The 22,385-nt window shown below is 57.4% G+C and carries 18 protein-coding genes; 16 read left to right on the top strand and 2 right to left on the bottom strand.

From position 1 onward, the window contains the following. The first annotated feature begins 24 nt into the window (after positions 1-24). The 12 genes from FE839_RS14825 to FE839_RS14770 all read left to right on the top strand — a co-directional run bounded on the left by FE839_RS14825 (position 25) and on the right by FE839_RS14770 (position 14,659). On the top strand, positions 25-978 hold the full coding sequence (locus tag FE839_RS14825; protein ID WP_138361567.1) for an ABC transporter permease: 954 nt from the start codon (positions 25-27) through the stop codon (positions 976-978). Beyond that, entirely contained in the window at positions 978-1,829 is an 852-nt protein-coding gene (locus FE839_RS14820; protein WP_138361566.1) for an ABC transporter permease, read from the top strand. Before FE839_RS14825 ends, FE839_RS14820 begins: the two co-directional genes overlap by 1 nt. Beyond that, on the top strand, positions 1,826-3,490 hold the full coding sequence (locus FE839_RS14815) for an ABC transporter ATP-binding protein (protein WP_138361565.1): 1,665 nt from the start codon (positions 1,826-1,828) through the stop codon (positions 3,488-3,490). Before FE839_RS14820 ends, FE839_RS14815 begins: the two co-directional genes overlap by 4 nt. A gap of 72 nt (positions 3,491-3,562) precedes the next feature. Beyond that, positions 3,563-4,894 carry an NAD(P)/FAD-dependent oxidoreductase gene (locus FE839_RS14810; protein WP_138361564.1) on the top strand — a complete coding sequence of 444 codons (1,332 nt, stop codon included), beginning with the start codon at positions 3,563-3,565 and terminating at the stop codon, positions 4,892-4,894. 9 nt (positions 4,895-4,903) lie between these two features. Continuing rightward, on the top strand, positions 4,904-5,752 hold the full coding sequence (locus FE839_RS14805) for a GNAT family N-acetyltransferase (protein WP_138361563.1): 849 nt from the start codon (positions 4,904-4,906) through the stop codon (positions 5,750-5,752). Continuing rightward, positions 5,752-6,678, top strand: coding sequence for a 2-hydroxyacid dehydrogenase (locus FE839_RS14800; RefSeq protein ID WP_138361581.1), 927 nt, complete (start codon positions 5,752-5,754; stop codon positions 6,676-6,678). The genes FE839_RS14805 and FE839_RS14800 overlap by 1 nt, the downstream gene beginning before the upstream one ends. Before the next feature lies 1 nt (position 6,679). Then, positions 6,680-7,819, top strand: a complete 1,140-nt coding sequence (locus tag FE839_RS14795; RefSeq protein WP_138361562.1) for a M20 aminoacylase family protein — start codon at positions 6,680-6,682, stop codon at positions 7,817-7,819. A 112-nt stretch (positions 7,820-7,931) separates the two neighbouring features. After that, the gene (gene gabT, locus FE839_RS14790) at positions 7,932-9,248 is read left to right on the top strand and encodes a 4-aminobutyrate--2-oxoglutarate transaminase (RefSeq protein WP_138361561.1); all 1,317 of its coding nucleotides are present in this window, start codon (positions 7,932-7,934) and stop codon (positions 9,246-9,248) included. A 142-nt stretch (positions 9,249-9,390) separates the two neighbouring features. Beyond that, positions 9,391-9,903 carry an Lrp/AsnC family transcriptional regulator gene (locus FE839_RS14785; protein ID WP_138361560.1) on the top strand — a complete coding sequence of 171 codons (513 nt, stop codon included), beginning with the start codon at positions 9,391-9,393 and terminating at the stop codon, positions 9,901-9,903. Positions 9,904-10,177: 274 nt separating this feature from the next. After that, positions 10,178-10,624 (top strand): GNAT family N-acetyltransferase, encoded by a 447-nt coding sequence (locus FE839_RS14780; protein WP_138361559.1) that lies wholly within the window; start codon positions 10,178-10,180, stop codon positions 10,622-10,624. A 14-nt stretch (positions 10,625-10,638) separates the two neighbouring features. Then, positions 10,639-12,696 (top strand): hydantoinase/oxoprolinase family protein, encoded by a 2,058-nt coding sequence (locus tag FE839_RS14775; protein ID WP_138361558.1) that lies wholly within the window; start codon positions 10,639-10,641, stop codon positions 12,694-12,696. Beyond that, positions 12,686-14,659 carry a hydantoinase B/oxoprolinase family protein gene (locus tag FE839_RS14770; RefSeq protein WP_138361557.1) on the top strand — a complete coding sequence of 658 codons (1,974 nt, stop codon included), beginning with the start codon at positions 12,686-12,688 and terminating at the stop codon, positions 14,657-14,659. The genes FE839_RS14775 and FE839_RS14770 overlap by 11 nt, the downstream gene beginning before the upstream one ends. A gap of 113 nt (positions 14,660-14,772) precedes the next feature. Here the strand turns inward: FE839_RS14770 and FE839_RS14765 are convergent, their stop codons facing one another. Beyond that, positions 14,773-15,561: a MipA/OmpV family protein gene (locus FE839_RS14765; protein ID WP_138361580.1), complete on the bottom strand. Its 789-nt coding sequence runs from the start codon at positions 15,559-15,561 to the stop codon at positions 14,773-14,775. Positions 15,562-15,689: 128 nt separating this feature from the next. On the opposite strand from FE839_RS14765, the gene FE839_RS14760 reads away from it, so the two are divergent. The 4 genes from FE839_RS14760 to FE839_RS14745 all read left to right on the top strand — a co-directional run bounded on the left by FE839_RS14760 (position 15,690) and on the right by FE839_RS14745 (position 21,870). Next, complete coding sequence (locus FE839_RS14760) at positions 15,690-16,382, top strand: response regulator (protein ID WP_138361556.1); 693 nt, start codon at positions 15,690-15,692, stop codon at positions 16,380-16,382. Continuing rightward, positions 16,379-17,560: a sensor histidine kinase gene (locus tag FE839_RS14755; protein ID WP_138361555.1), complete on the top strand. Its 1,182-nt coding sequence runs from the start codon at positions 16,379-16,381 to the stop codon at positions 17,558-17,560. The genes FE839_RS14760 and FE839_RS14755 overlap by 4 nt, the downstream gene beginning before the upstream one ends. Before the next feature lie 93 nt (positions 17,561-17,653). Beyond that, a complete protein-coding gene (locus FE839_RS14750; protein WP_138361554.1) occupies positions 17,654-18,802 on the top strand; it encodes an efflux RND transporter periplasmic adaptor subunit in 1,149 nt (382 codons plus the stop codon). Beyond that, a complete protein-coding gene (locus FE839_RS14745) occupies positions 18,799-21,870 on the top strand; it encodes an efflux RND transporter permease subunit (RefSeq protein WP_138361553.1) in 3,072 nt (1,023 codons plus the stop codon). The genes FE839_RS14750 and FE839_RS14745 overlap by 4 nt, the downstream gene beginning before the upstream one ends. Positions 21,871-21,970: 100 nt before the next feature. Here the strand turns inward: FE839_RS14745 and FE839_RS14740 are convergent, their stop codons facing one another. Further along, positions 21,971-22,357: a GFA family protein gene (locus FE839_RS14740; protein ID WP_138361552.1), complete on the bottom strand. Its 387-nt coding sequence runs from the start codon at positions 22,355-22,357 to the stop codon at positions 21,971-21,973. Positions 22,358-22,385: the final 28 nt, after the last annotated feature.

The raw sequence follows: 22,385 nt of genomic DNA, 5'->3' as shown, positions 1-22,385 counted from the left end.
TGAACCTCATAGAGGAGTACGCCGATGAACCGATACATGATGTTTCTGATTGCCCGTCGCGTCGGCGCGGGCATTCTAACTTTGCTTATCGTCTCGGCGGTGGTGTTTTTTATCACCAGCCTGCTGCCCGGAGATGCGGCGCAAATGATTTTGGGGCAAAACGCCACAGCGGAAACGGTGGCGGCGTTACGTCAGCAGCTCGGCCTCGATCAGTCGCTGCCGGTGCGATATTTCAGTTGGCTTAGCGGAATGTTGCATGGCGATTTTGGGATATCGTTTGCCAGCCATTTACCGGTCGTGCAGTTGGTCGCCCGACGCATTCCGGCCACATTCGAACTTGCGGCGATAACCACGCTGATCTGCGTACCGCTGGCGCTGGTGAGCGGTATTGCGGCCGCCATGAACCGGGGCTCGCTGATCGACAGATTTCTGGTGGTTAGCACTATGGCGACGGTGGCTGTTCCGGAATTTCTTGTCGCGACGGTGGCGGTGCTGATTTTTGCCGTGAAGCTGCATTGGGTATCGGCCATGTCGTTCGGTAGCTCGGATATGGATTTGCTTAGCTATCTGAAATCTTACGCCTTGCCGGTGCTGACGTTATGCTGCGTGCTGGCTGCGCAGATGGCGCGCATGACGCGCGCTGCCATCATCAATCAGCTCGATAGCCCGTACCTGGAAATGGCGCGGTTGAAAGGCGTGTCGCCATTGCGTGCGGTACTGCGTCACGCGCTGCCGAATGCCGTCGGGCCGATTGCTAACTCCATTTCACTTAGCCTCTCGTATCTGTTTGGCGGCGTGATCATCATCGAAACGATTTTCAGTTATCCCGGCCTCGCCAGTGCCATGGTGGATGCGGTGAGCAACCGTGACCTGCCCGTGGTGCAGTTCTGCGTGATGCTGTTTGCCGCAAGCTATCTGCTGTTGCTGTTGGCGGCCGACATTCTCACCATCGCTTTTAACCCGAAATGGAGGAACTGATGAATAGCTTGCTTCTTCCCTGGCGCTTTTTCCAGGCGCTATCGGTCTCAGGACGCATCGGCCTGCTGATCTCGCTGTTCTGGATTGCGATGGCGCTATTCGGTACGCAACTGGCACCGCACCGCATCGATGATATTGGCGGTGGTCCGATGCTCGGCGGCATGACTGCGGATAACATCCTCGGTACCGACTATCTCGGGCGCGATATCCTCAGCCGAATTCTGTACGGCGCCAGGTTCTCCATCGGCCTGGCGTTAACCGCCGCACTAGGAGCCAGCCTGATTGGCACCGTGCTGGCTCTGCTGGCAGCCGTTGCCGGCCGTTGGCTGGAGGAAGTGCTGGGGCGTGTTAACGATGCGCTGCTGGTGCTGCCGGGCAAAGTGTTGTCGCTGATGATCGTAGCGGTATTTGGTTCTTCGTTGCCGATTCTGATCCTCACCGCGGTTTTCACCTACTGGCCGGGGGCATTTCGAATCGCCTTTGCTATGGCCAGCAGCTTGCGAAATATGGATTACGTGCGGGCATCGAAATTACGTGGCGAGAGCCGTTGGTATATCGCGGTCCACGATATCCTGCCGAACATGGTGCATCCGATGCTGACTGACTTTGGTCTGCGTTTTGTCTATATCGTGCTGCTGCTCAGTGGCCTGAGTTTTCTCGGCCTGGGTGTGCAGCCACCTTATGCTGACTGGGGAACGCTGGTGCGAGAAAACATTCAGGGGTTGTTTGATGGCTCGCCAGCGGTGCTGATGCCTGCGGTGGCAATTGCCAGCCTGACCGTTGGTGCCAATCTGTTTATTGATAGCCTGCAGATGATGCGACCGCTGACCCTTGCGAAGGAGGGGGCATGAACGTGACTCTACACACCGCGTTGCCAGTGATCGCCGTCGAGAATCTGCGCGTTACGGCGCATACGGACAAAGGCGAAGAGATCGATCTGGTTTCCGATATACGTTTTACCGTGCAAAAAGGGGAAGTGTTGGCGCTGATTGGCGAATCCGGCTCTGGCAAAACCACCATCGCGATGGCACTGATGGGCTATGCTCGCCATGGCTGTCGTATCGCTGATGGCATTATCCATGTTGCCGGCACCGATGTGCACCGTCTCTCTCCGGGCCAATTGCGCGAATTTCGCGGTAATAAGGTGGCTTATATCGCGCAGAGCGCAGCGGCTTCGTTTAACCCTGGCATGCGTATTCTCGATCAGGTTATTGAGCCTGCGGTGATCCACGGCACCATGAGGCGTAAGGAAGCGAAAAAGAAAGCGATAGCCCTGTTTCGTGAACTGGCGTTGCCTGATCCGGAAAGCATCGGCGACCGTTTCCCGCATCAGGTGTCCGGAGGACAACTGCAACGTTTGATGACGGCGATGGCATTGATTGGCGATCCTGACGTTGTGATCCTCGACGAACCAACTACCGCACTGGATGTGACCACGCAGGTGGAAGTGTTGAAAGCTTTCCGGCGGGTGGTGGCGCAGCGTGGGGTAACCGCCATTTACGTCAGCCACGATTTGGCTGTGGTGGCGCAAATGGCCGATCGCATTCTGGTACTGCTACGTGGCCAAATAGCTGAATACGGCACGACTGAACGGTTGATTGGTTCGCCGCAGGCGGAATACACCCGGTTGTTGATGGATGCCGCGCGCCAGAGTGAACGCCTGAGTAACTGGTGCCCCGCCACAGCTGAGCGGCAGCCGCTGCTGGAAGTGCGCGATATGTGTGCCGGTTATGGTCCACGTGACAGAGAAGGACAACCGAAAATCCGCATCCTTGAAGACATCAACCTGAAGCTGTGGAAAGGGCAGGCGATTGGCATTATCGGAGAATCCGGTTCCGGAAAAACGACGCTTGCACATGCCATTGCCGGGCTGAACGCGCCGAGTCAGGGCCATATATTGTTTAACGGTCACTACATTGACGGTGATATGCATAAGCGGCCTGACGATGAGCTGCGTCGTATTCAGTATGTTTTCCAGATGGCAGACACCGCGCTTAACCCGGCACACAGCATTGAGCGCATTCTGTCTCGTCCACTGGCACTGTTCCACGGGGTGCAGGGGGCGGCGCTCACGCAGCGCCTGCACCGGTTGCTCGATCTGGTCAAACTGCCGCACAGCGTATTGTGGCGGCGTCCTGGGGCGCTGTCTGGTGGTCAGAAACAACGCGTCAATCTGGCTCGCGCGCTGGCCGCAGAACCGGATCTGATATTGTGTGATGAAGTCACTTCCGCGCTCGATACCGTGGTGGCGGCGACAGTTTTGGATCTGATAAGCGAACTACGTCGTGAACTTGGCCTGTCGGTGTTGTTTATCAGCCATGACATGCATGCGGTGCGTTCGGTATGTGATGATATCGTGGTGATGAAGAGCGGTCGCATCATGACGCAAATCGCGCGTGCGGACTATGACAAACCCGGCAGCGATCTCTATTTTGAGCGGCTGAAGCGTGCGGTGCCAGAGCTACGCCAGGGCTGGCTTGATGAGCATGAAGAAATCCTGAAAGCAGAATAAAAATTGTACACGCCGCTGCGGTGCGATTTGCCGCGCGGTATTTAATGTTTACAACATCGAGGTAGTAACGTTATGCCTGCACCGATTCGTTATGTACAGGACAGTGCTGATTTCCCGGCGTCTGCTGATGTGGTGGTGATTGGCGCCGGTATTGCCGGTTCCGCCGCCATCTGGGAACTGGCGAAACAGGGGTTAAAGGTGGTGCTGGTAGAGAAAGGGTTAGTAGGTGCCGAACAGTCCAGCCGCAACTGGGGGTGGTGCCGCCAACAAAACCGTGACGAGCGCGAGTTGCCGCTGATCATTCATGCCCTGCAACGCTGGGGCGAACTTAACGCTGAAACCGGTGAAGAGCTGGGATTTCGTCGTAGCGGGCTGGTGTACGCCACACGCAATCTGGACGATCTCGCCGCCTGGGAGGCGTGGGGGAAGATGGCGAAAAACTATGGCGTGCGCAGCGATATGCTCAGTGCCGAACAGGCAAAAGCGATGACGCCGGGCAGCACGACTCAGTGGCTGGGGGGCGTCTCATCGCCCACCGACGGTCATGCCGAGCCGCGGCTGGCGTCTGCCGGTCTGGTGATCGGAGCACAACGTCTGGGCGCGCTGGTGTTCCAGCAGTGCGCTGTACGTGGTCTGGATATCGCCGCCGGGCGGGTCAGCGGCGTCTGGACGGAACGCGGCTTAATCAAAACCAGCCGGGTAATTTGCGCCGCCGGCGCCTGGACGTCGATGTTCTGCCGCCGCCACGGCATCGATCTGCCGCTCGGCAATGTAATTGGTACAGCCTTCCGTACTCAGCCAATTGAGCAGGCGATTGCAATACCCTTATACACCCCTGGCTTTGCCTGTCGGCCGCAGCTTGACGGTAGCTATACCGTCTCAGTTTCAGGCCGTGGCCGTCTGGAGCCTGGGGCACAGGGCCTTCGTTATGCGCGCCAGTTCTATCCGACTTTCAAAAGTCGACGTAAGAACCTGAAACTCAATATTGGCATCAGGCCTTTCCTGTCTGGCCCGGAGGCGCTGGGAAGCTGGGAGTTTGATCGCCAGTCGCCGTTTGAGCGGGTGCGCATTCTCGATCCCGTAGCGGATCGCAGCACCATAGAAGATGGCCTGGCAGCGATGCGTAAAGAGTATCCGGCGTTGGCGAATCTGAAGCTGGCGCAGGCGTGGGGAGGGATGATTGACAGCACGCCGGATGCGATCCCGGTGATATCAACGGTGGAAAAAATGCCGGGACTGGTGTTGTCCGCAGGCTTTAGCGCGCACGGCTTTGGTATCGGACCGGGCGCCGGTCGCCTGGCGGCGGATCTTGCCACCGACAGTACGCCAGTTGTGGATCCCACACCTTATCGCTATTCCCGTCTGGTTGATGGCAGCGGCCTTGACGCGCCAGGCATGATGTGAGGAGCACGCATGAGCATTACATTACGCGCGATGACCGCGGATGACATCGAACCGGCGTTTGCCATGACACAGCATCTGAAATGGCCACATCGCCGTGAAGACTGGGCCCAGGCGCTATCTTTAGGAGAAGGCGTGGTGGCGGAAGAAGAGGGCGCTTTCCTCGGGTGCGCTATTGGCTGGCGTTGGGGTGAGCAGGCTGCCACTATTGGGCTGGTGATGGTTAACGACCAGTATCAGGGGCGTGGCATCGGTAGACAACTGATGTTGGCGCAACTGGAAAAATTTCCCGGCTACAACGTGCGGCTGCATGCTACGGAAATGGGGAAAGGTCTGTATGCCAAATTGGGGTTTAACGTGACCGGGCATATCCAGCAGCACCAGACCCGCGCGCTGGCGACCGTGCCCGCTGTGACTCTGCCACCCGAATTGACGCTGGGTAAAGCTGACGCCAGCGATGCCAGCCTGCTGACCGAGCTCGATCATCAGGCACATGGGATGTGGCGTCCACACTTGATAAATCAACTGATTAGCGATCACCTGACCGTGATAGCGCGAGATGCGCAGCAGCGCATCCACGGTTTTGCGAGTTTGCGTCGTTTCGGTCACGGTTGGGCGATTGGACCGGTGATTGCCGAAAGCTTGTCGGTGGCGCAACCTCTGGTTGCGGTGCTGATGCAAGGGTTGGGCGGCGAGTTTGTGCGTATTGATACCGATGGCGCATTGCCGCTGGCGGAATGGCTGGAAACGTTGGGAATGGCGCAGGTTGACGCACCGGTAACGATGATTCGGGGAACGGTCTGGTCGCCGCTGGACGGTGGTATGCAGGCGTTTGGGTTAATGACCCAGGCGATGGCGTGATGCATATTGTTTATAAATCTGATCCGCTACGCGGCGCACACTGGCAACGCTGGCTGGCCGAGCATGCGCCGGATATCCAGTTGCATATCTGGCCGGAAACCGGCCCGACAGAACAGGTGGAGATGCTGATTGCCTGGCAACTGCCGGAAAATCTGCTGGCAACCTTTCCCAACCTGAAAGCATTGATGTCGGTTGGCGCGGGTGCCGATCAGTTCGATCTCAGCGAGATACCGCCGGACTTGCCGGTGGTGCGCATGATTGAGCCGGGTCTGACGCAGGGTATGGTGGAATACGTCACCTTCGCGGTGCTTGGCTTGCATCGTGATATACCGCGTTACTTGCGTCAACAGCGTGAGCAGCAGTGGCACCCCCACAAAATTCATACCGCCGGGGAGCGTCGTATTGGGGTAATGGGCCTCGGTGAACTGGGGCAAGCCTGTCTGAAACAACTGGTGGCGCTTGGTTTTGATTGTGCGGGCTGGAGCCGAACGCAACATAAGATCGACGGCGTACGTTGCTGGCATGGTGACGAACAACTGGCGGTATTTCTCGCACGCAGCGATATCCTGGTGTGTCTGCTGCCGCTGACCGACGATACGCGTGGATTGTTGAATGCCGAACTTTTTGCTCAACTGCCTTCTGGCGCTGCGCTGGTACAGGTTGGACGCGGGCCACAGCTTAATGACGATCATCTCCTGGCGGCGCTGGATAGCGGGCAGCTCAGTGCCGCAGTAATCGATGTCACCGCTCCCGAACCGCTGCCAGTCGGGCATCCGTTCTGGCGCCATCCGGCCATCTGGCTGACACCCCATATCGCCAGTGAAACACACACCGGCAGCGCTGTGGTTGCGCTGCTTGATAACCTGCGCCGCTATCAGCGTGGTGAACCGATGATCGGTATGATCGATCGTAACCGGGGATACTGAAATGCAACTGGAACAATTAGTCGCTCTGCGACGGGATCTGCATGCCCATCCTGAGCTGGGGTATAAGGAAACACGCACCAGCGACATCGTGGCGCGCGTGTTGGAGGAACAGGGCATTGAGGTGCACCGCGGTCTGGGAGGAACGGGGGTGGTCGGTGTACTGAAACGCGGAAGCAGCACCCGGATGATAGGGCTGCGCGCTGATATGGATGCGCTGCCAATGGCAGATAACGGTACACAGGCATGGAAAAGCACCATAAAGGGCATTTGCCACGGCTGTGGGCATGACGGGCACACGGTAATGCTGCTTGGGGCGGCGATGACGCTGGCACAGCAGGGTGATTTTGATGGCACGCTGGTGTTTATCTTTCAGCCTGCGGAAGAAGGTCTGGCGGGAGCAAAAGCGATGATCGATGACGGCCTGTTTGTTCGCTTTCCCTGTGATGCCGTTTACGCGTTGCATAACTGGCCGGATCTGCCATTGGGCGAAGTACAGACGCGCCCTGGGGCCATTATGGCAGCGGCAGATCGTTTCGATATCACTATTCGCGGCGGCGGTGGTCATGCCGCGCAGCCGCATTTGACGCGCGACACCTTACTGGCAACCAGCGAGCTGGTGGTGGCGCTCAACGCTCTGGTGGCACGAGCGCTTGATCCTTGCGAACCCGCGTTACTCAGCGTCACCCGTATGCAGGGAGGCTTCTCGCACAATATGATCCCGGCGGAAGCCAGCATTACCGGCACGGTACGCACCTTCAGCCCGGCGGCGCAGGATATTATCGAATCACGGATGCGTGAAATGGCGCAACACATCAGCGCTGCGCACGGTCTGCATGCCGAGGTCAACTACCTGCGTTATTACCCGGCGACGATCAACAGCGGCCCGGAAGCCTTGCTGGCGCTGGAGGCGTTACAACAGGCGGGGATGACAGCGAATCAGGCCGGACAACCGGCGCTGACCTCGGAAGACTTCGCCTTTATGTTACAGGCAAAACCGGGGGCGTATTTGTGGATTGGGTCGGCGCCTGGCCAGCCGCTGCACCATTCAGCGTATGACTTTAATGATGCCGTGATCCCATATGGTATCCAGGCGTTGACGGCCATCGCTCGTCATACTCTGCGTACAGAATTTCCCCGCTGAAAGACAGCCGATTTTAACAGGAAATGCTGCTGTCCCGGCAATTACGGCAGCGTGAGAAACCAACAGGTTGCGATACTTTAGTCAACCTAACGTTATGTGGATGAGGGCAAAAATGCAGAATGCCATGGTAGGACAGTACACATTTTCCGATAACAGTATGTTACTGGATGCGCGCGAGCAGCAGGTGCCTCGTGGCGTGGTCACTGCGCATCCGCTGGTGATCGAACGGGCTAAAGGCAGCGAGGTGTGGGATGTTGAGGGCAATCGCTACCTCGATTTTGTCGGCGGAATTGGTGTACTTAATGTCGGCCATAATCACCCGGCGGTGGTTAATGCCGTCACGCAGCAGCTTGGTCTGGTGTCGCATGCCTGCTTCCAGGTCGTGGCCTATCCGGGCTACATTGAACTGGCGCAGCGCCTGAATAAACTGGTGGGTAACGGCCAGCCGTTTAAGAGTGTATTTTTCACCAGCGGTGCGGAAGCGGTAGAAAATGCGGTGAAAATTGCCCGTGCGCATACCCAGCGATCCGGCATCATTGCGTTTGACGGGGCATTTCATGGCCGCACCTTACTCGGCTGCGCTCTGACCGGGATGAGCCAGCCTTATAAACAGAATTTCGGCCCCTTCCCCGGGGAAATCTATCGCCTGCCGTTTCCGAATACCTTTTATGGCATCAGCGATAATGACTGTCTGCAAGCCCTGGAACAACTGTTTGCGGTACAAATTGTGCCGGAACGCGTCGCGGCGATTATCATCGAACCGGTTCAGGGCGATGGTGGTTTCCTGCCTGCGAGCGCTGACTTTTTGCAGGCGTTGCGCCGTATCACGGAGGAACACGGGATTCTGCTGATTTGTGATGAAGTACAAACCGGGTTTGGTCGTACCGGGAAAATGTTTGGTTTCCAACATGCGGACATTACTCCGGATCTGATCACCGTGGCAAAAAGTCTCGGCGGCGGATTGCCGATTTCCGGTGTCGTGGGGAAAGCGGACATTATGGATACGCCATTACCGGGTGGGCTTGGCGGGACCTATGGCGGTAATGCGCTGGGGTGTGCGGCGGCACTGGCCGTGCTCGACCTGTTTGAAAACGAAAATCTGCTGATACGCAGTAACCAGTTAGGGGAGAAACTTAATGCCCATCTGCATCAACTGGCGGACAAGTACGCGTGTATCGGCGATGTGCGCGGCATCGGCTTTATGCAGGCGGTGGAGATCATTGATTTTGAGACCAGGCGTTCTGATGCGGCGATGACGCAGAAAATTCTCGACTGCGCCTGCCAGGAAGGGTTATTGCTGATTAAATGTGGTTTGCACCGCAGTACAATCCGCTTCCTGGCGCCGCTGATCACCACTGACGCGCAGCTGGAAGAAGCATTGCATATCTTTGATATTGCGCTGGCTCGTGCAAGCGGTCGTCTCGAATAATCACAGCTTCCTCATTGATATTGCAGCAAATTATTTTCAGGTATTCCGAAAAATGTGGCCTGCGTCAGGACTGGCGCTGTCACATTAAAGCGTGCTATACCATCGGGATAACCTGCACACCTGGTCAATAATGAGGGGGGCCATGAACGGCTTAATGAAACTAGATCGCATCGATATCAATATTCTGGTGCAACTACAAAAAGATGGCCGTATCAGCAACGTTAACCTGGCCGATGCCGTCGGACTTTCTCCCAGCCCTTGCCTGCAACGGGTAAAACGCCTGGAGCAGGCGGGTTTTATCTCCGGGTATGAAGCCCATATCAATTTGACCAAAATCACCAACTCTGTGACGGTTTTCACCGAAGTCACGCTTTCCGGCCACCGGCGAGAAGATTTTATGAAATTCGAAAACGCGATGCGCGATGTGGATGAGTTGATGGAGTGTCATTTGATTACCGGGGGCTACGACTATTTGCTGCGCTTTATTACCCGTAGCATTGAGCATTACCAGGATGTGATCGAGACGTTGCTGGATGCGCAAATCGGTATTGATAAGTATTTCAGTTATATCGTGATCAAGTCGCCGATCATGAAAAGTAGCGTGCCGTTGAGATCGCTGATCATGAAGCAGAATTCGGCTGATTTTGGCGGGTGATTCTGCGTTAATCGGGTTGCCAGCCCGGATCTCATTTCGTTCATAAAGGCAGATGGATATATTCCGGTGCGGCATTCGCGCAAAAAGAGCGAGGTCGCCGCCTTCTGCCTACGCGGATAAACCGTGCCACCCCGATCTGTCCCTCCATCTGGACAGCATAAAATTTCTCCGTCGTCCAAAATTCCCTTTATCTTCGCTGTTCAGGTCGTGGATTCAACGGCGACGTTTGTGCTGAAGCCGTTACACTCATTCTATTACTTTACAAGGAGTTGCTATGACAGCCTTTACCATTCCCGACCAGATGTGGCAGCGCAATGGCTTCATTGTCTCCACCCAACGTCAGCGCCTTGATATCGACTGGATTCATTATCAACTGGCGGAGTGTTCCTACTGGGCGAAAGGCCAGACCCGGGAAAAAACAGAACGCGCAATCGCCGGGTCACTGCCCTTTGGTCTGTACCAGCAGCAGCGGCAGATCGGTTTTGCCCGGCTGGTGACCGATTACACGCGTTTTGGCTGGTTATGTGACGTCATCATTGATGAGGACTGGCGCGGCCACGGTCTTGGTCGTTGGCTGGCGACTTGTGTGCGTGCGCATCAGGAATTACAAACGGTGCACCGCTGGATGCTTTCTACCAATGATGCCCACCAGCTGTATCAGCGACTCGGCTGGCGCGTGGTGCAGGATCCCCACAAGTTGATGGAATTTCCTTCCTCCTGACAACGGAAAAAACTATGTATCGTGTTGGCGTAGATATTGGTGGCTCTTTTACCGATTTTGCCGTCCTTGATGAGCAAACGAACCAGATCCACACTTTGAAAGTGTTATCGCGGCCGGACCAGCCAGGGCGTGAAATCCTTACCGGGTTGGCACAACTGGAGCAGCGTGCCGGCATCGCCCCACAGCAGGTCAGCTACTTCACGCATGGCACCACGGTAGGTATCAACGCCGTGATCCAGCGACGAGGTGTCAAACTGGCGCTATTTGCGACGAAAGGATTCTGCGATGTGCTGGAACTGGCGCGTCTGAAAATACCGCATATTCACGATCTGTTTTCACGCCGACCCACCCCGCTGATATCTCGTGACCGGGTTTTTGCCATCAAAGAACGGACCGATCGCCACGGCAACGTGCTGCAAGCGGTCGATCATCAGAGTGTGCTGGATGCCATTGCCGGCGCAAGAGCGGCGGGGTGTCAGGGAATTGTGGTGGCGTTGCTGCACAGCTATCGCAATCGCCACAATGAAGCCCGGGTCAAGGCGATCATTAATGCACAGGCGCCTGAGCTACTGACCTCGTGCTCGGCGGATATCTGGCCAATCATCCGCGAGTATGAACGCACTATCACCGCCACCATCAACGCCTATGTGCAGCCGATGGTTATCCATTATCTCGAATCGTTTGAACGCGCCTTAAAAACCATGGGTGTTGCGCCACCGCCGAGGATAACCAAATCCAATGGGGGAGTCATGGGGGTTGAGCAGGCGAAAAGCGAATGCGTGCAGATGGTGCTGTCGGGGACGGCATCCGGAGTGATCGGCGCCAGTTTTTTCGCCAGTACCTGCGGTTTTGACAAAATTCTCAGCCTCGATATCGGTGGCACCAGCGCCGATGTGGCGGTGATCATTGACGGTAAGGTGGCGCAGGGGAACGGTGAAATCATCGGTGATTTCCCTATCTATATTCCTTCGGTGGCGGTGACCTCCGTCGGGCAAGGCGGCGGAACGCTGGCCTGGATCGATAACCAGGGCGTATTGCAGATGGGGCCGGACAGCGCGGGGTCTTTGCCGGGACCGGTTTGCTTCCAGCGCGGCGGCACGCAGCCAACTGCCACCGATGCTTTTGCCGTCTGCGGAATGATTGGTCACGGCGATCTCGGTTACAATGCCGTGCAGGTAGACGTTGGCGCGGCTCGCGCCGCCTGGCAGCCGCTGGCGGATGCCCTCAATATCACAGTAGAAGAGACGGCGGAAACCGCCATTGAGCTGGCGATCTCCAGTATGTACGGCGATACCAACGGATTGCTGTCGCGCTTTGGTCTCGATCCGCGTGAATTCTGGTTCCTTGCATTTGGTGGCGCGGGGCCGATGATGGGGTGTTTCCTGGCGCGCGAACTGAATATGAAAGGGGTGATTGTCCCGCCGACGCCAGGCGTGCTGTCAGCACTGGGCGGATTAGTGGCGGATATCCGCAATGACTTTATCCGCACTCTCTACGGCGAACTGGATGCTAACCTGGCGGACTCGCTGGCGACCGAAGCTGAAGCCCTGAATCAGCAAGCCCGGCGCTGGCTGCATGAGCAGCACGGGGTGGAGATGCCGTTCACTTTGCACTATAGCGCGGATATGCGTTATCGCGGGCAGTCCTTTGAAATTGAGGTTGCGCTTGAAGAAGCATGGTTGACACAAGCCAACGTCAATGCCCTGCACGCCGCTTTTGATCGTCAGCATCAACAAATGTTCGGTCACAGTGACGTCAGCGCACCGGTGCAGATTATCAACCTGCGTCTGGTTATCGTCTCGCCCACACCGAAGCCCGCATTGAATCGTGTGCCCGCGGCCAGCGGACCGGTAGTGGCGGCGAAACAGACCCACGTCTGGATCGACGGTGCGCAGCATCAGGTCGATGTGGTCGCCCGCGCGACTCTTGGGGCCGGGCATCAACTGACCGGCCCGGTGATTATTGCCCAGGACGACTGCACCACCTGTGTGCCGCCGCAGATGCAGGTAAGGGTCGATGAATTTGGCAATTTACTGATTACTTCGCTGGAGGTGAGCCAAGATGGCGATTGACGGACGTAACCTGCAAATTCTCGCTAACTATTGCGCGGCTGCCGCCGATGCGATGGCGTTTACCCTGATGCGAACCGCACACTCGACGTTTGTTAAAGAAACCGAAGACTTCTCATGCCAGATTGTCAGCCCGGACGGGCTGGCCTTCGCTTCACCGCGTCGCTTTGGGGCGCCCTGGTACAGCGGTATTGATTACGGCCCGGTGCTGGCGCTGATCGACCAGTATGATGAAGGGGATATCTGCATCACCAACGACTCGTATGCCGGTAATGTGGCGACCCATACGCCTGATATTCATATCTGGAAACCGGTGTTTCATCAGGGAGAGATCGTCTGCTTCGTTGTTGGTCATATTCATAACACTGACGTTGGCGGGGCGGTACCGGCATCGCTCTCGCGTTCCCTTACCGATATCGTGCAGGAAGGCATACGCATTCCGCCGCTGAAAATTGTGCGCAATGGCGAGCTGAACGACGAAGTGGCGCGCATTATGCGGCTTAACGTACGCGTTCCGGATCAGAACTGGGGCGATTTCAAAGCGCAACTGGCCTCAGTGAATGTCGGGGAACGTAAAATTCATGACATTCTTGCCCGTTTTGGCGTGGAGGATTTTCGCCAGGGGATCGACGGTATCCTTGATTATGCCGAACGTCAGGCGCGTAGCATTATTGCCACCATTCCCGACGGCGAATATTTTTATGCCGACTTTGCGGATGAAGATGGCGAAGGAGGCTTCCCCTGCCGGGTAGCCATCACGCTGCGGGTGCAGGGCGAAACGCTGGAGCTGGATTACACCGGAAGCGATCCGCAACTGGCCTCTTCGCTGAACATGCCGACAGGCGGACGTGAACGGCACCCGCTGGCGCTGGTAGGGGTCACTTATGTCCTGTCGACGTTGGATCGAAACCTGCTGCTGAATGCCGGTACGCTACGGCCTACGCGCGCTATCCTGCCTCCTGGAACGGTCATGAACTGCGAAGCGCCAGCCGCAGTAGGGATGCGTTCCCTGACCTGCGCGCTGTCGCAGATAGCCACTATCGGCGTGTTTTCGCAGGCGATACCTGAACGTCTGCCCGCGAATTCGCCAGGGGGAAACTCCATTATGAACATTCGTACCAGCGATGCGGCAAACCGCAGCGTGGTGGCGTCTCTGGGGCCAGTAGGCGGTGGTGCGGGCGGTACGCCGCGCCATGATGGCCCGGACGGTTCCGGCGGCTTATCCGCATTCCTGAAAAACACGCCGATTGAAATCAACGAAGCCGAAGTCCCTATTCAGTTTCATCGCTATGGTCTGGTGCCTGACAGCGCCGGCGCCGGGCGCTATCGCGGCGGCCTGGCCACGGAAATGGTTTTCGAGATTTTTGCGCCGGATACGCTGGTTACCGCCCGCAACCGCAATCGCTCGGTATTTGCTTCACCGGGCGTGCTGGGGGGCGCGGCGGGGGGCTTGTCACACTTCCGTACCTGGCGTGATGGTGAGGTGATCGAACACGGTAACACCGATGTCATTCGCTGCCAGCCAGGCGATATTGTTGAGGTTCGGGGGCCCGGCGCGGGGGGATATGGCCTGCCCGTTGAGCGTGGTGCTCAGGCGGTGCTGCAGGATGTGCGCTGTGGATTTGTCAGCGTTGATGCTGCCCGCACACAGTACGGTGTGGTTATCAATGGCGAGGATATCGATGATGTCGGGACAGCATGCTTACGCAAAGCGCTGAGACAGCGAGCGGACAGTCACTTTGACTTTGGCGTGGCGCGAACGGCATTTGAAGCGGTATGGACCCCGGAACGCTACCAATTGCTGACACGATTTCTGGCTGAGGCACCCACAGGATGGCGTCATTTTCTTAAACATCAGGTGTTTAAAGCTGTGGCGGCGGAAGTAAACCAAAATCAGGTGCCCGGCGAGCAAATGTCGAGAATCTTCGCCGCGTTACGCCAACGCTATCCGGCGATGAGATCGTAACTCATTATTTTGCGAAAGGAAAATGCGGCGCAGATCAGGTATCCGGGCTGCGCCGGGGGGAAATCAGCATATTTGCGGCGTGGAAGAGGCCAGCCGCTGACTAACAAACGGGATCAAAAAGTATAGAGCACGCCGAGGGTCGCTGACGTGTTGTTACGACGAAACACAATCGGGCTGTTTTCTGCATGTTTATCCAGCCAGACGTAATCAGCGCTGACCAGGGCGCTCCAGTGAGGAGTGAACTGGTGGTTCCAGGTCAGACTGGTGTCTGTCCCGTAAAACCCTCCGGCGGCATGATATTGCGCATAGCCTGTGCCGCGACTTTGCCGGGCGCTGACGCCGTAGAAGGTGTTCATATAGCGATTGTCGCCAAACAGCGCCGCAGCGCTCAGGGCGACAGTATCGGTATCACTCTGTAGGGGAATCAGCGTGGCGGAAGCCTGATAGTTCACGCCCTGACTGTCGCTCAGGGGGAGCGTCGCTTTGCCTTCCACCGTCAACCAGGGGGCGATCGTCCAGCCCAGAGCGAAGGCGGTATTGATCGTCGCTTTTATGTTTCCCATGCCTTTAAGTTTGTTGCTCCCGTCGCGCCAGTCCGAATTCCGATCCGCACGCCCAAGGCTATAACCCAGCGTATGTTCCAGGTAAAAGCCATTTTCACTCTGCAGGTCGTAACCCAGCCCCTTTTGGCTATCGACAAAAAATGCGCCGTCACGCCCCTGGATCAGGGGAACCACCTGCCAGTGGCGCTGATCGGAACCGCTATAACGGGGCAGGCTTTGTCCGGCCAGCCCCAGTGAAAAAGTGGGCTGCGCGGGATCGCTCTCATCAGCCTGGACGACAGTGGCTGTGCCGGTCAGGGTAAAACACACCATGTACAACACTATTTTTCTGGTTATCATCATCATTCCTCCACACCTGAATCGTTAACGGACCGTGAGCCGCGGTGGCCGTAAATGCCAGGTGAGTATAGAGAGGCAGTGTCAGTAAACTGTCAGGGCTTTATGAAGAAACGGTCAGGGTGCCAGCAATGTCAGGAAAACGAATACTGATTATTGAAGATGATGCGGATGCGGCGGATGTACTCGACGCCTATCTGCGACGTGAAAACTATGAAGTGTGGGTGGCGGGCGACGGTCCTTCAGGCCTGGAAATGAGCCAGCGACTCACTCCGGATCTTATTCTTCTTGACGTCATGCTGCCGGGGATGAATGGCACCGAAGTTCTGGCAGCCATACGGCGCAAAGGCAATATCCCCGTTATTATGGTGACAGCGATGGGAGATGCGCCGGATAAAATCGGCGCCCTGCGCTACGGCGCCGATGATTATGTGGTCAAACCCTATAACCCGGGCGAAGTCGTGGCAAGGGTGCAGGCCGTGCTGAGAAGGGCGACCCAGGAGCCTGAGGTTCGTGCTTTACGCTGGCAGGGCCTGGAGGTCAACACGGCGATGATGACGGCGATGATCCGTTCAGCAGACGGAGAAGGGCAGGCGCTGGAACTCACCCCGACAGAGTTCAGCCTGCTTTCGACGCTGATGGCGGCGCCAGTGCGCCCATTTTCACGTCAGGAGCTACTGGAGCGCTGCCTGCCCGAAAGCGATGCGCTGGAAAGAGCGGTCGACACTCACGTCTATAACCTGCGTAAAAAACTGGAAACGGCCGGTATTCATCATGTGCTGGTGAACGTCCGGGGCGTAGGCTACCGGTTCCGTCAGCCATGAAGACATTACAGCAGCAGACCCTGTGGCGCTGGATTTGCGTGCGAATTCTGGCGCTGGCTGTCGGTTCCGTGGTGGTGATTGCGCTGTGCATGTGGCTGCGTTTCGCCGTGGAGAGCCTGTGGATACAGCACCATATGCCACCGGCCTTGCGCGCCGAGTTTGCGCTTCTACGTCTGCATCCGGAAACCAATCCGGCCCGCTTTCATGAAATTGTCGATGCGTGGTGGGGGATCAGTTATTCCGATCCCTCAATCGCTTCCGCGGACTGGCTGACGGTGGGCATCCTGGTGGTGGTCATCATTCCTTTCATTGTGGTGCTGGGGCTGCGCGCCGCCAGGCCGCTGTCCGTCCAGTTCAGCCACCTGGCTACGGCTGCCGGGTCGGTCTCCAAAGGCGATTTTACCGCCCGGGCGGCGCCGGTGGATAACACGCCGCTGGAAATGGCGCGGTTTACCCAGGATTTCAATGCCATGATGATGCAACTGGCCCGCTACGAGCGGGAACTGCGGGCTTCCCACGTGGCGATGGCCCATGAGCTTCGCTCGCCGTTGACGGCGGCCATTGGTCGTCTGCAGGGGATGATGGACGGCGTGTTCCTTCCGGAACCGAAGCAACTGGCGATGGTGATGAAGCAACTGCAGCTCCTTCGCCAGTTAACGGATGAACTGCACTTGTTGTCGCTGGCCGACGCCGGTCAACTTAGCCTGCATAAATCGGTAACCGACCTTACCGCGCTGCTGCGTGAACGGGCTATCTGGCTGAGTCCACAGGCGCAGAGCGTGGGTATGGTTATCACCGTTGCCTCGCAGGCTCCGTGCCTGTGCGAGGTTGATCCGGTTCGGCTGGGACAGGTGGTCACGATTGTGATGGAAAACGCCCTGCGCTATGCGGCAGAGGGGGGCGTGCTGACGGCCGTGGCCCGCAAGACGTCGGCAGGATGCGAGATGATTTTCCGTGACCACGGGCCGGGCGTACCGGCAGAGTTTCTGCCGGCGATGTTTGAGCGCTTCACCCGGGGAGAGTCTTCGCGGGCGCGGCACTCTGGCGGCAGCGGCCTGGGGTTGTCCATAGCCAGAGGGATCTGCGCGGCACACGGCGGCGGTATTCAAGCCAGACAGGGAGAAAGCGGCGGGCTGGTTATTATTATTACGCTGCCCGGTGGAAAGGCGCGGGAATAAACCTGGCGTCCTGACAGTTTCCTGACAGAATGCAGGGATCAATCCTGACACTGTTTCGGTTTAATGACCGTGACTTTGTTAAGGAGCGCCGTCATGACGAAAAATTTTCCCGGTCTGTCCGACTGCCTGCGACAGATATTTCGCCTCCTCTCTACACCGCACCTTCCGGCATCGCTCTGTTACGGTATGTTGGCGCTGCCGGTTATCCTGGTTTTAACCGCCTGCGGCGATAAGCCACAAAAGACGCCACCTGCGCCGCGGCCGGTCAGAACTATTCTGGCGCCGCCACCCTCACGGAGCAGCATTTTCACTCAGACCGGTGAAATCCGTCCGCACGATGAGGTAACGCTCGGGTTTCGCCTTGACGGACGTTTGCTGACGCGCCCGGTTGATGTGGGTGACCCGGTGACGGCTGGCGAGACGCTCGGCACGCTGGAGAGTGGCACTTTTCAGAATCAGCTCGACAGCGCTCGCGCCGATCTGGACAGCGCCCGGGCCGCAGAGCGCCTGGCTGCGCTTAATCTACGGCGAATGAGTGCGCTGATGCCTTCCGGGGCCATTGCCCGCGTGCAGCTGGATTCGGCCCGCTCGGACTGGCAGACGGCAGTCTCAAGGCGTCAGAGCGCCGAAGCCGCATTGAATACGGCCAGGGAAAATCTGAACTGGACGCATCTGATTGCGCCGTCAGCCGGCATCGTGACCGGGGTGAGCGCGGAACCGGGACAGGTGGTCAGCGCCGGGCAGACGGTAGTGACGCTGGCGGCCAGCAACGGACGAGATGCCATTATAGACGTGGCGGATCCGCAGGTGTTTTCCCACAATAGCGGTACATTCAGCGTAGCGTTAATCGCCGATCCGGCGATCCGCGCCAGCGGCCGCCTCCGCGATATCAGCCCGCAGGCGGATCCGCAGACGCGGACGTGGCGCGTTCGCATCACCCTTGATAATCCTCCTCCGGCGATGGCGCTGGGCGCCAGCGTCAACGTCGAATTACCCGGCAGCGGACCGGCCATGATGTTGCTTCCGGCCTCGGCCCTGACCAGGGAGAATGGCAAGCCCGCGGTGTTCGTGGTCGACAGGACCAGTCAGCAATTGCAGCTGCGACCGGTGACGCTCGGCGGCTATACCGCAACCGGCATTCTGGTGACGTCAGGTGTCCATCCGGGAGAGGCGGTGGTCACGGCTGGCGTCAGCAAACTTCGTCAGGGTGAAAAAGTGATCTTCGGGGAGGGGCGTGAATGAGCCAGGGATCCCTGAAGCACGCCTTCAATCTGTCGGCCTGGGCGCTGAACCATCAGCAGCTTATGACTTTCTTTATGCTGCTGGTGATGGCCACCGGCATCATGAGTTATGAACAATTACCGCGTAATGAAGACCCTGCCTTTACCATTAAAACCGCGGTGGTATCGGCGCAATGGCCCGGCGCTAACATCCAGGATACGGTTAATCTGGTAACCGATACGCTGGAGAAAAAACTGCAGGAAATCCCCTATCTGGATTATGTGGAGAGTGACACGCACGCCGGTCAGTCGGTAATTTTTGTCAATCTGCGTGACGATACCCCGCCCGGTCAGGTGGCCGGGATCTGGTATCAGGTGCGTAAAAAAATGCAGGATATTGCATCCTCGCTGCCCTCTGGCGTGCAGGGGCCTGCCGTGAATGATGAATTTGATGATACCTACGGTACCATTTACGGTTTCACCGCTGAGGGGTTTACTTCCCGTGAACTACGCGACCATGTTGAGGATATCCGCCGCAGTCTGATGTCGTTGCCGGACATCGGCAAAATCACGCTTATCGGCGTGCAGGAAGAGCAGATGGTCATTGCCTTTTCTCCGCGCAAACTTGCCGGTATGGGACTTGATCTTCAGCAGGTCAGTGACGCGCTGAAGGAACAAAACGATGTTGTGCCGTCCGGTATTCTGCGTACCGACAGAGAGAATGTGGCTCTGCGGGTCAGCGGCGCGCTGACTTCGGAGGAGAGCCTGCGCGCGGTGACGCTGCATATCAATGGGCGCTATATTCCGCTAACCGACATTGCCACTATCCGGCGCGAACCGGCGGAGCCGCCGACGCCGCTCTTCCGGGTAAACGGCGAGCCAGCTATCGGGCTGGCGATCTCCATGGCCGCGACCGGTAATATGACCGACTTTGGCCGCGCCCTCAATGAGCGTATGGGCGCGATCGGCCAGCAGTTGCCGCACGGTATTGAGATGGTGAAAGTGGCGGACCAGTCCGCCGTGGTCGCGCAGGCGGTCAGCGGATTCGTCAGGGTGCTGATTGAGGCGATCATTATTGTGCTGGCCGTGTCGTTTGTCTCACTGGGTATGCGGGCGGGTCTGGTGGTGGCCGCCGCCATACCACTGGTGCTGGCCATGACCTTTACCTGCATGATGTTCGCGGGTATTGGCCTGCAGCGTATTTCACTGGGGGCACTGATTATCGCGCTGGGATTACTGGTCGATGATGCGATGATTACCGTGGAAACGATGGTTTCTCGCCTGGAAGCCGGAGACTCCCGGTGGAAGGCGGCGACGTACGCTTTTGAAACCACCGCTTTTCCGATGCTCACCGGCACGCTGGTGATGATCGCCGGATTTATTCCGGTCGGCTTTGCGGCTTCGAGCGCCGGTGAATACTGTTTTACCCTCTTCGCGGTGATGCTGATCGCACTGCTCTGTTCATGGGGAGTCGCCATCCTGTTCTCCCCGCTGACCGGGGTCTGGATCTTGCCGGAAAAACTGAACAACCGCCATGTAAACGGCAGCCCGGGCAGGCTGCGGCGCGGATATCATCGCCTGCTGCTTGCCGTGCTGCGTCACCGACTATTGACGCTCGGAACGGCGATTGGCCTGCTGGCGCTGGCCGCCTATGGCACCACTTTTATGCAGGGGGAATTCTTCCCCACGTCTGACAGGCCGGAACTGCTGGTCAGCCTGACATTGCCGGCAAACGCTTCGCAAACGGAAACCGGGCGACAGACCGCACGTCTGGAACAGGCATTAATCCATAACCCGAATGTGGACCATTTTTCCAGCTACATCGGCTCCGGAGCAATACGTTTCTATCTGCCGATGGATGTTCTGCTGGATAATGAAAATACGGCCCAACTGGTGGTGGTGGCGAAAAATCTCCGGGCCCGCGATCGTCTCCGTAAGCAGCTCGAAGATCTGCTGGCCCGGCAGTTTAGCGACATCACTAGCCGCGTTTCGCCGCTGGAACTGGGCCCGCCGGTTGGCTGGCCGGTGAAATACCGCATCACCGGACCGGATTACGGGCGCGTTCAGGCGATAGCCCATTCCCTGGCATCGGCCCTGGGCGACAGTCCGCTCACGCGCGAGGTAAACCTCACAGCGGGTGAGCCGGAGCGGGTTATCACCCTCAAGGTTAACCAGACGGCTGCCCGGGCAGCCGGTGTTTCGTCGCAGAGTATTTCGCAGATGCTCAATACTGTCTGGTCGGGCACCACCGTAACCACGGTACGTGACCGTAACCGTCTGATCGATGTCGTGCTGCGGGGGAATAATAAGGCGCGTCAGGATATCTCGACGCTGTCTGATATGTTGCTGACCAATGACCGGGGAGAGAAAATTCCGCTCAGCCAGGTGGCGACGCTGGTATGGGGAGTGGATGACCCGGTTATCTGGCGGCGTCAACGGCTGCCCTATATTACCGTACAGACCGATCTGGCGCCGGGGATGCGGGCGGAGTCGGTGTCACAACAGCTGAAGCCGGTCGTCGACCGGATACGCGCCTCGCTGCCGCCAGGTTATCAGATAGAGGAGGGGGGTACGGTCGCGGAATCAAATAAAGGCAACAATTCGGTGTACGCCGTGCTGCCGGTGACGCTGCTTGTCATGCTGGTATTGTTGATGATACAGCTGCAGCGTTTCTCACGCATGCTGCTGGCCCTGCTGATGGCACCCTTTGGGCTCATCGGCATTGTGCTGGCGATGCTGCCGACCGGTACGCCGATGGGATTTGTGGCATTACTGGGTATTATTGCGCTGGCAGGCATAATCATTCGTAACGCAGTCATTCTGATCAGCGAAGTGGACAGCAATATTCTCAAAGGTATGGACTACGAGGCGGCGATTATCGTTGCGGCAGAACACCGGGCCAGGCCAATCTTGCTCACGGCCTGTGCCGCGATACTGGGTATGATCCCGATTTCAACGGAAGTTTTCTGGGGGCCGATGGCGTATGCCATTATCGGCGGGTTGCTGGTGGCGACGCTGGTCACGCTGACGGTTCTGCCTGCGGCGATGAGCCTGGTGATGCAGCCGATGAGCGGAACCCGCAAGGGATGAGTCCGTTGGCCGAATCACGCGGCGACCCGTCAGGGCAAGGCTTATGGATGAGCCTGGTAACAAAGTCCGCGCAGATACAACTTGAAGTATGACGGGGATATCACAAAAATCTGCCATACAAACGGAAGAATGTTGGTCTTAAATGATGCTGCAGCTCATCGATCAACATCATGCGGCATTTTTGTTCGGCGGTGAAATCCAGAACAGAGACAGGAATTAAAAAATCAGCTTCGTTATTCCCTTGAATGAATAGTAATCCGCCACATTCGGCGCAGAAAAATCTATATCCATGAGACGCTGTGTAAAATGATTTCAGACTTTCCGTACCGGGATACACATCAGGGCGTTTTTTTGCCTTAACAAACATAAATACCCCGCCAGTATGTTTCTGGCACTCATGGCAGTAGCAGGAGTATATGTTCAGATAACCGAGTTTGATTGAGATATGAACGCTCCCGCAAAAACATTCTCCTCTGTAATTTTCCATTATGCCTCCAAAATTGCCAGTTCACGGG

The sequence above is a fragment of the Klebsiella indica genome (assembly GCF_005860775.1).
Taxonomy (GTDB): Bacteria; Pseudomonadota; Gammaproteobacteria; order Enterobacterales; family Enterobacteriaceae; genus Klebsiella; species Klebsiella indica.
This window is presented reverse-complemented; position numbering and strand designations above follow the sequence as displayed.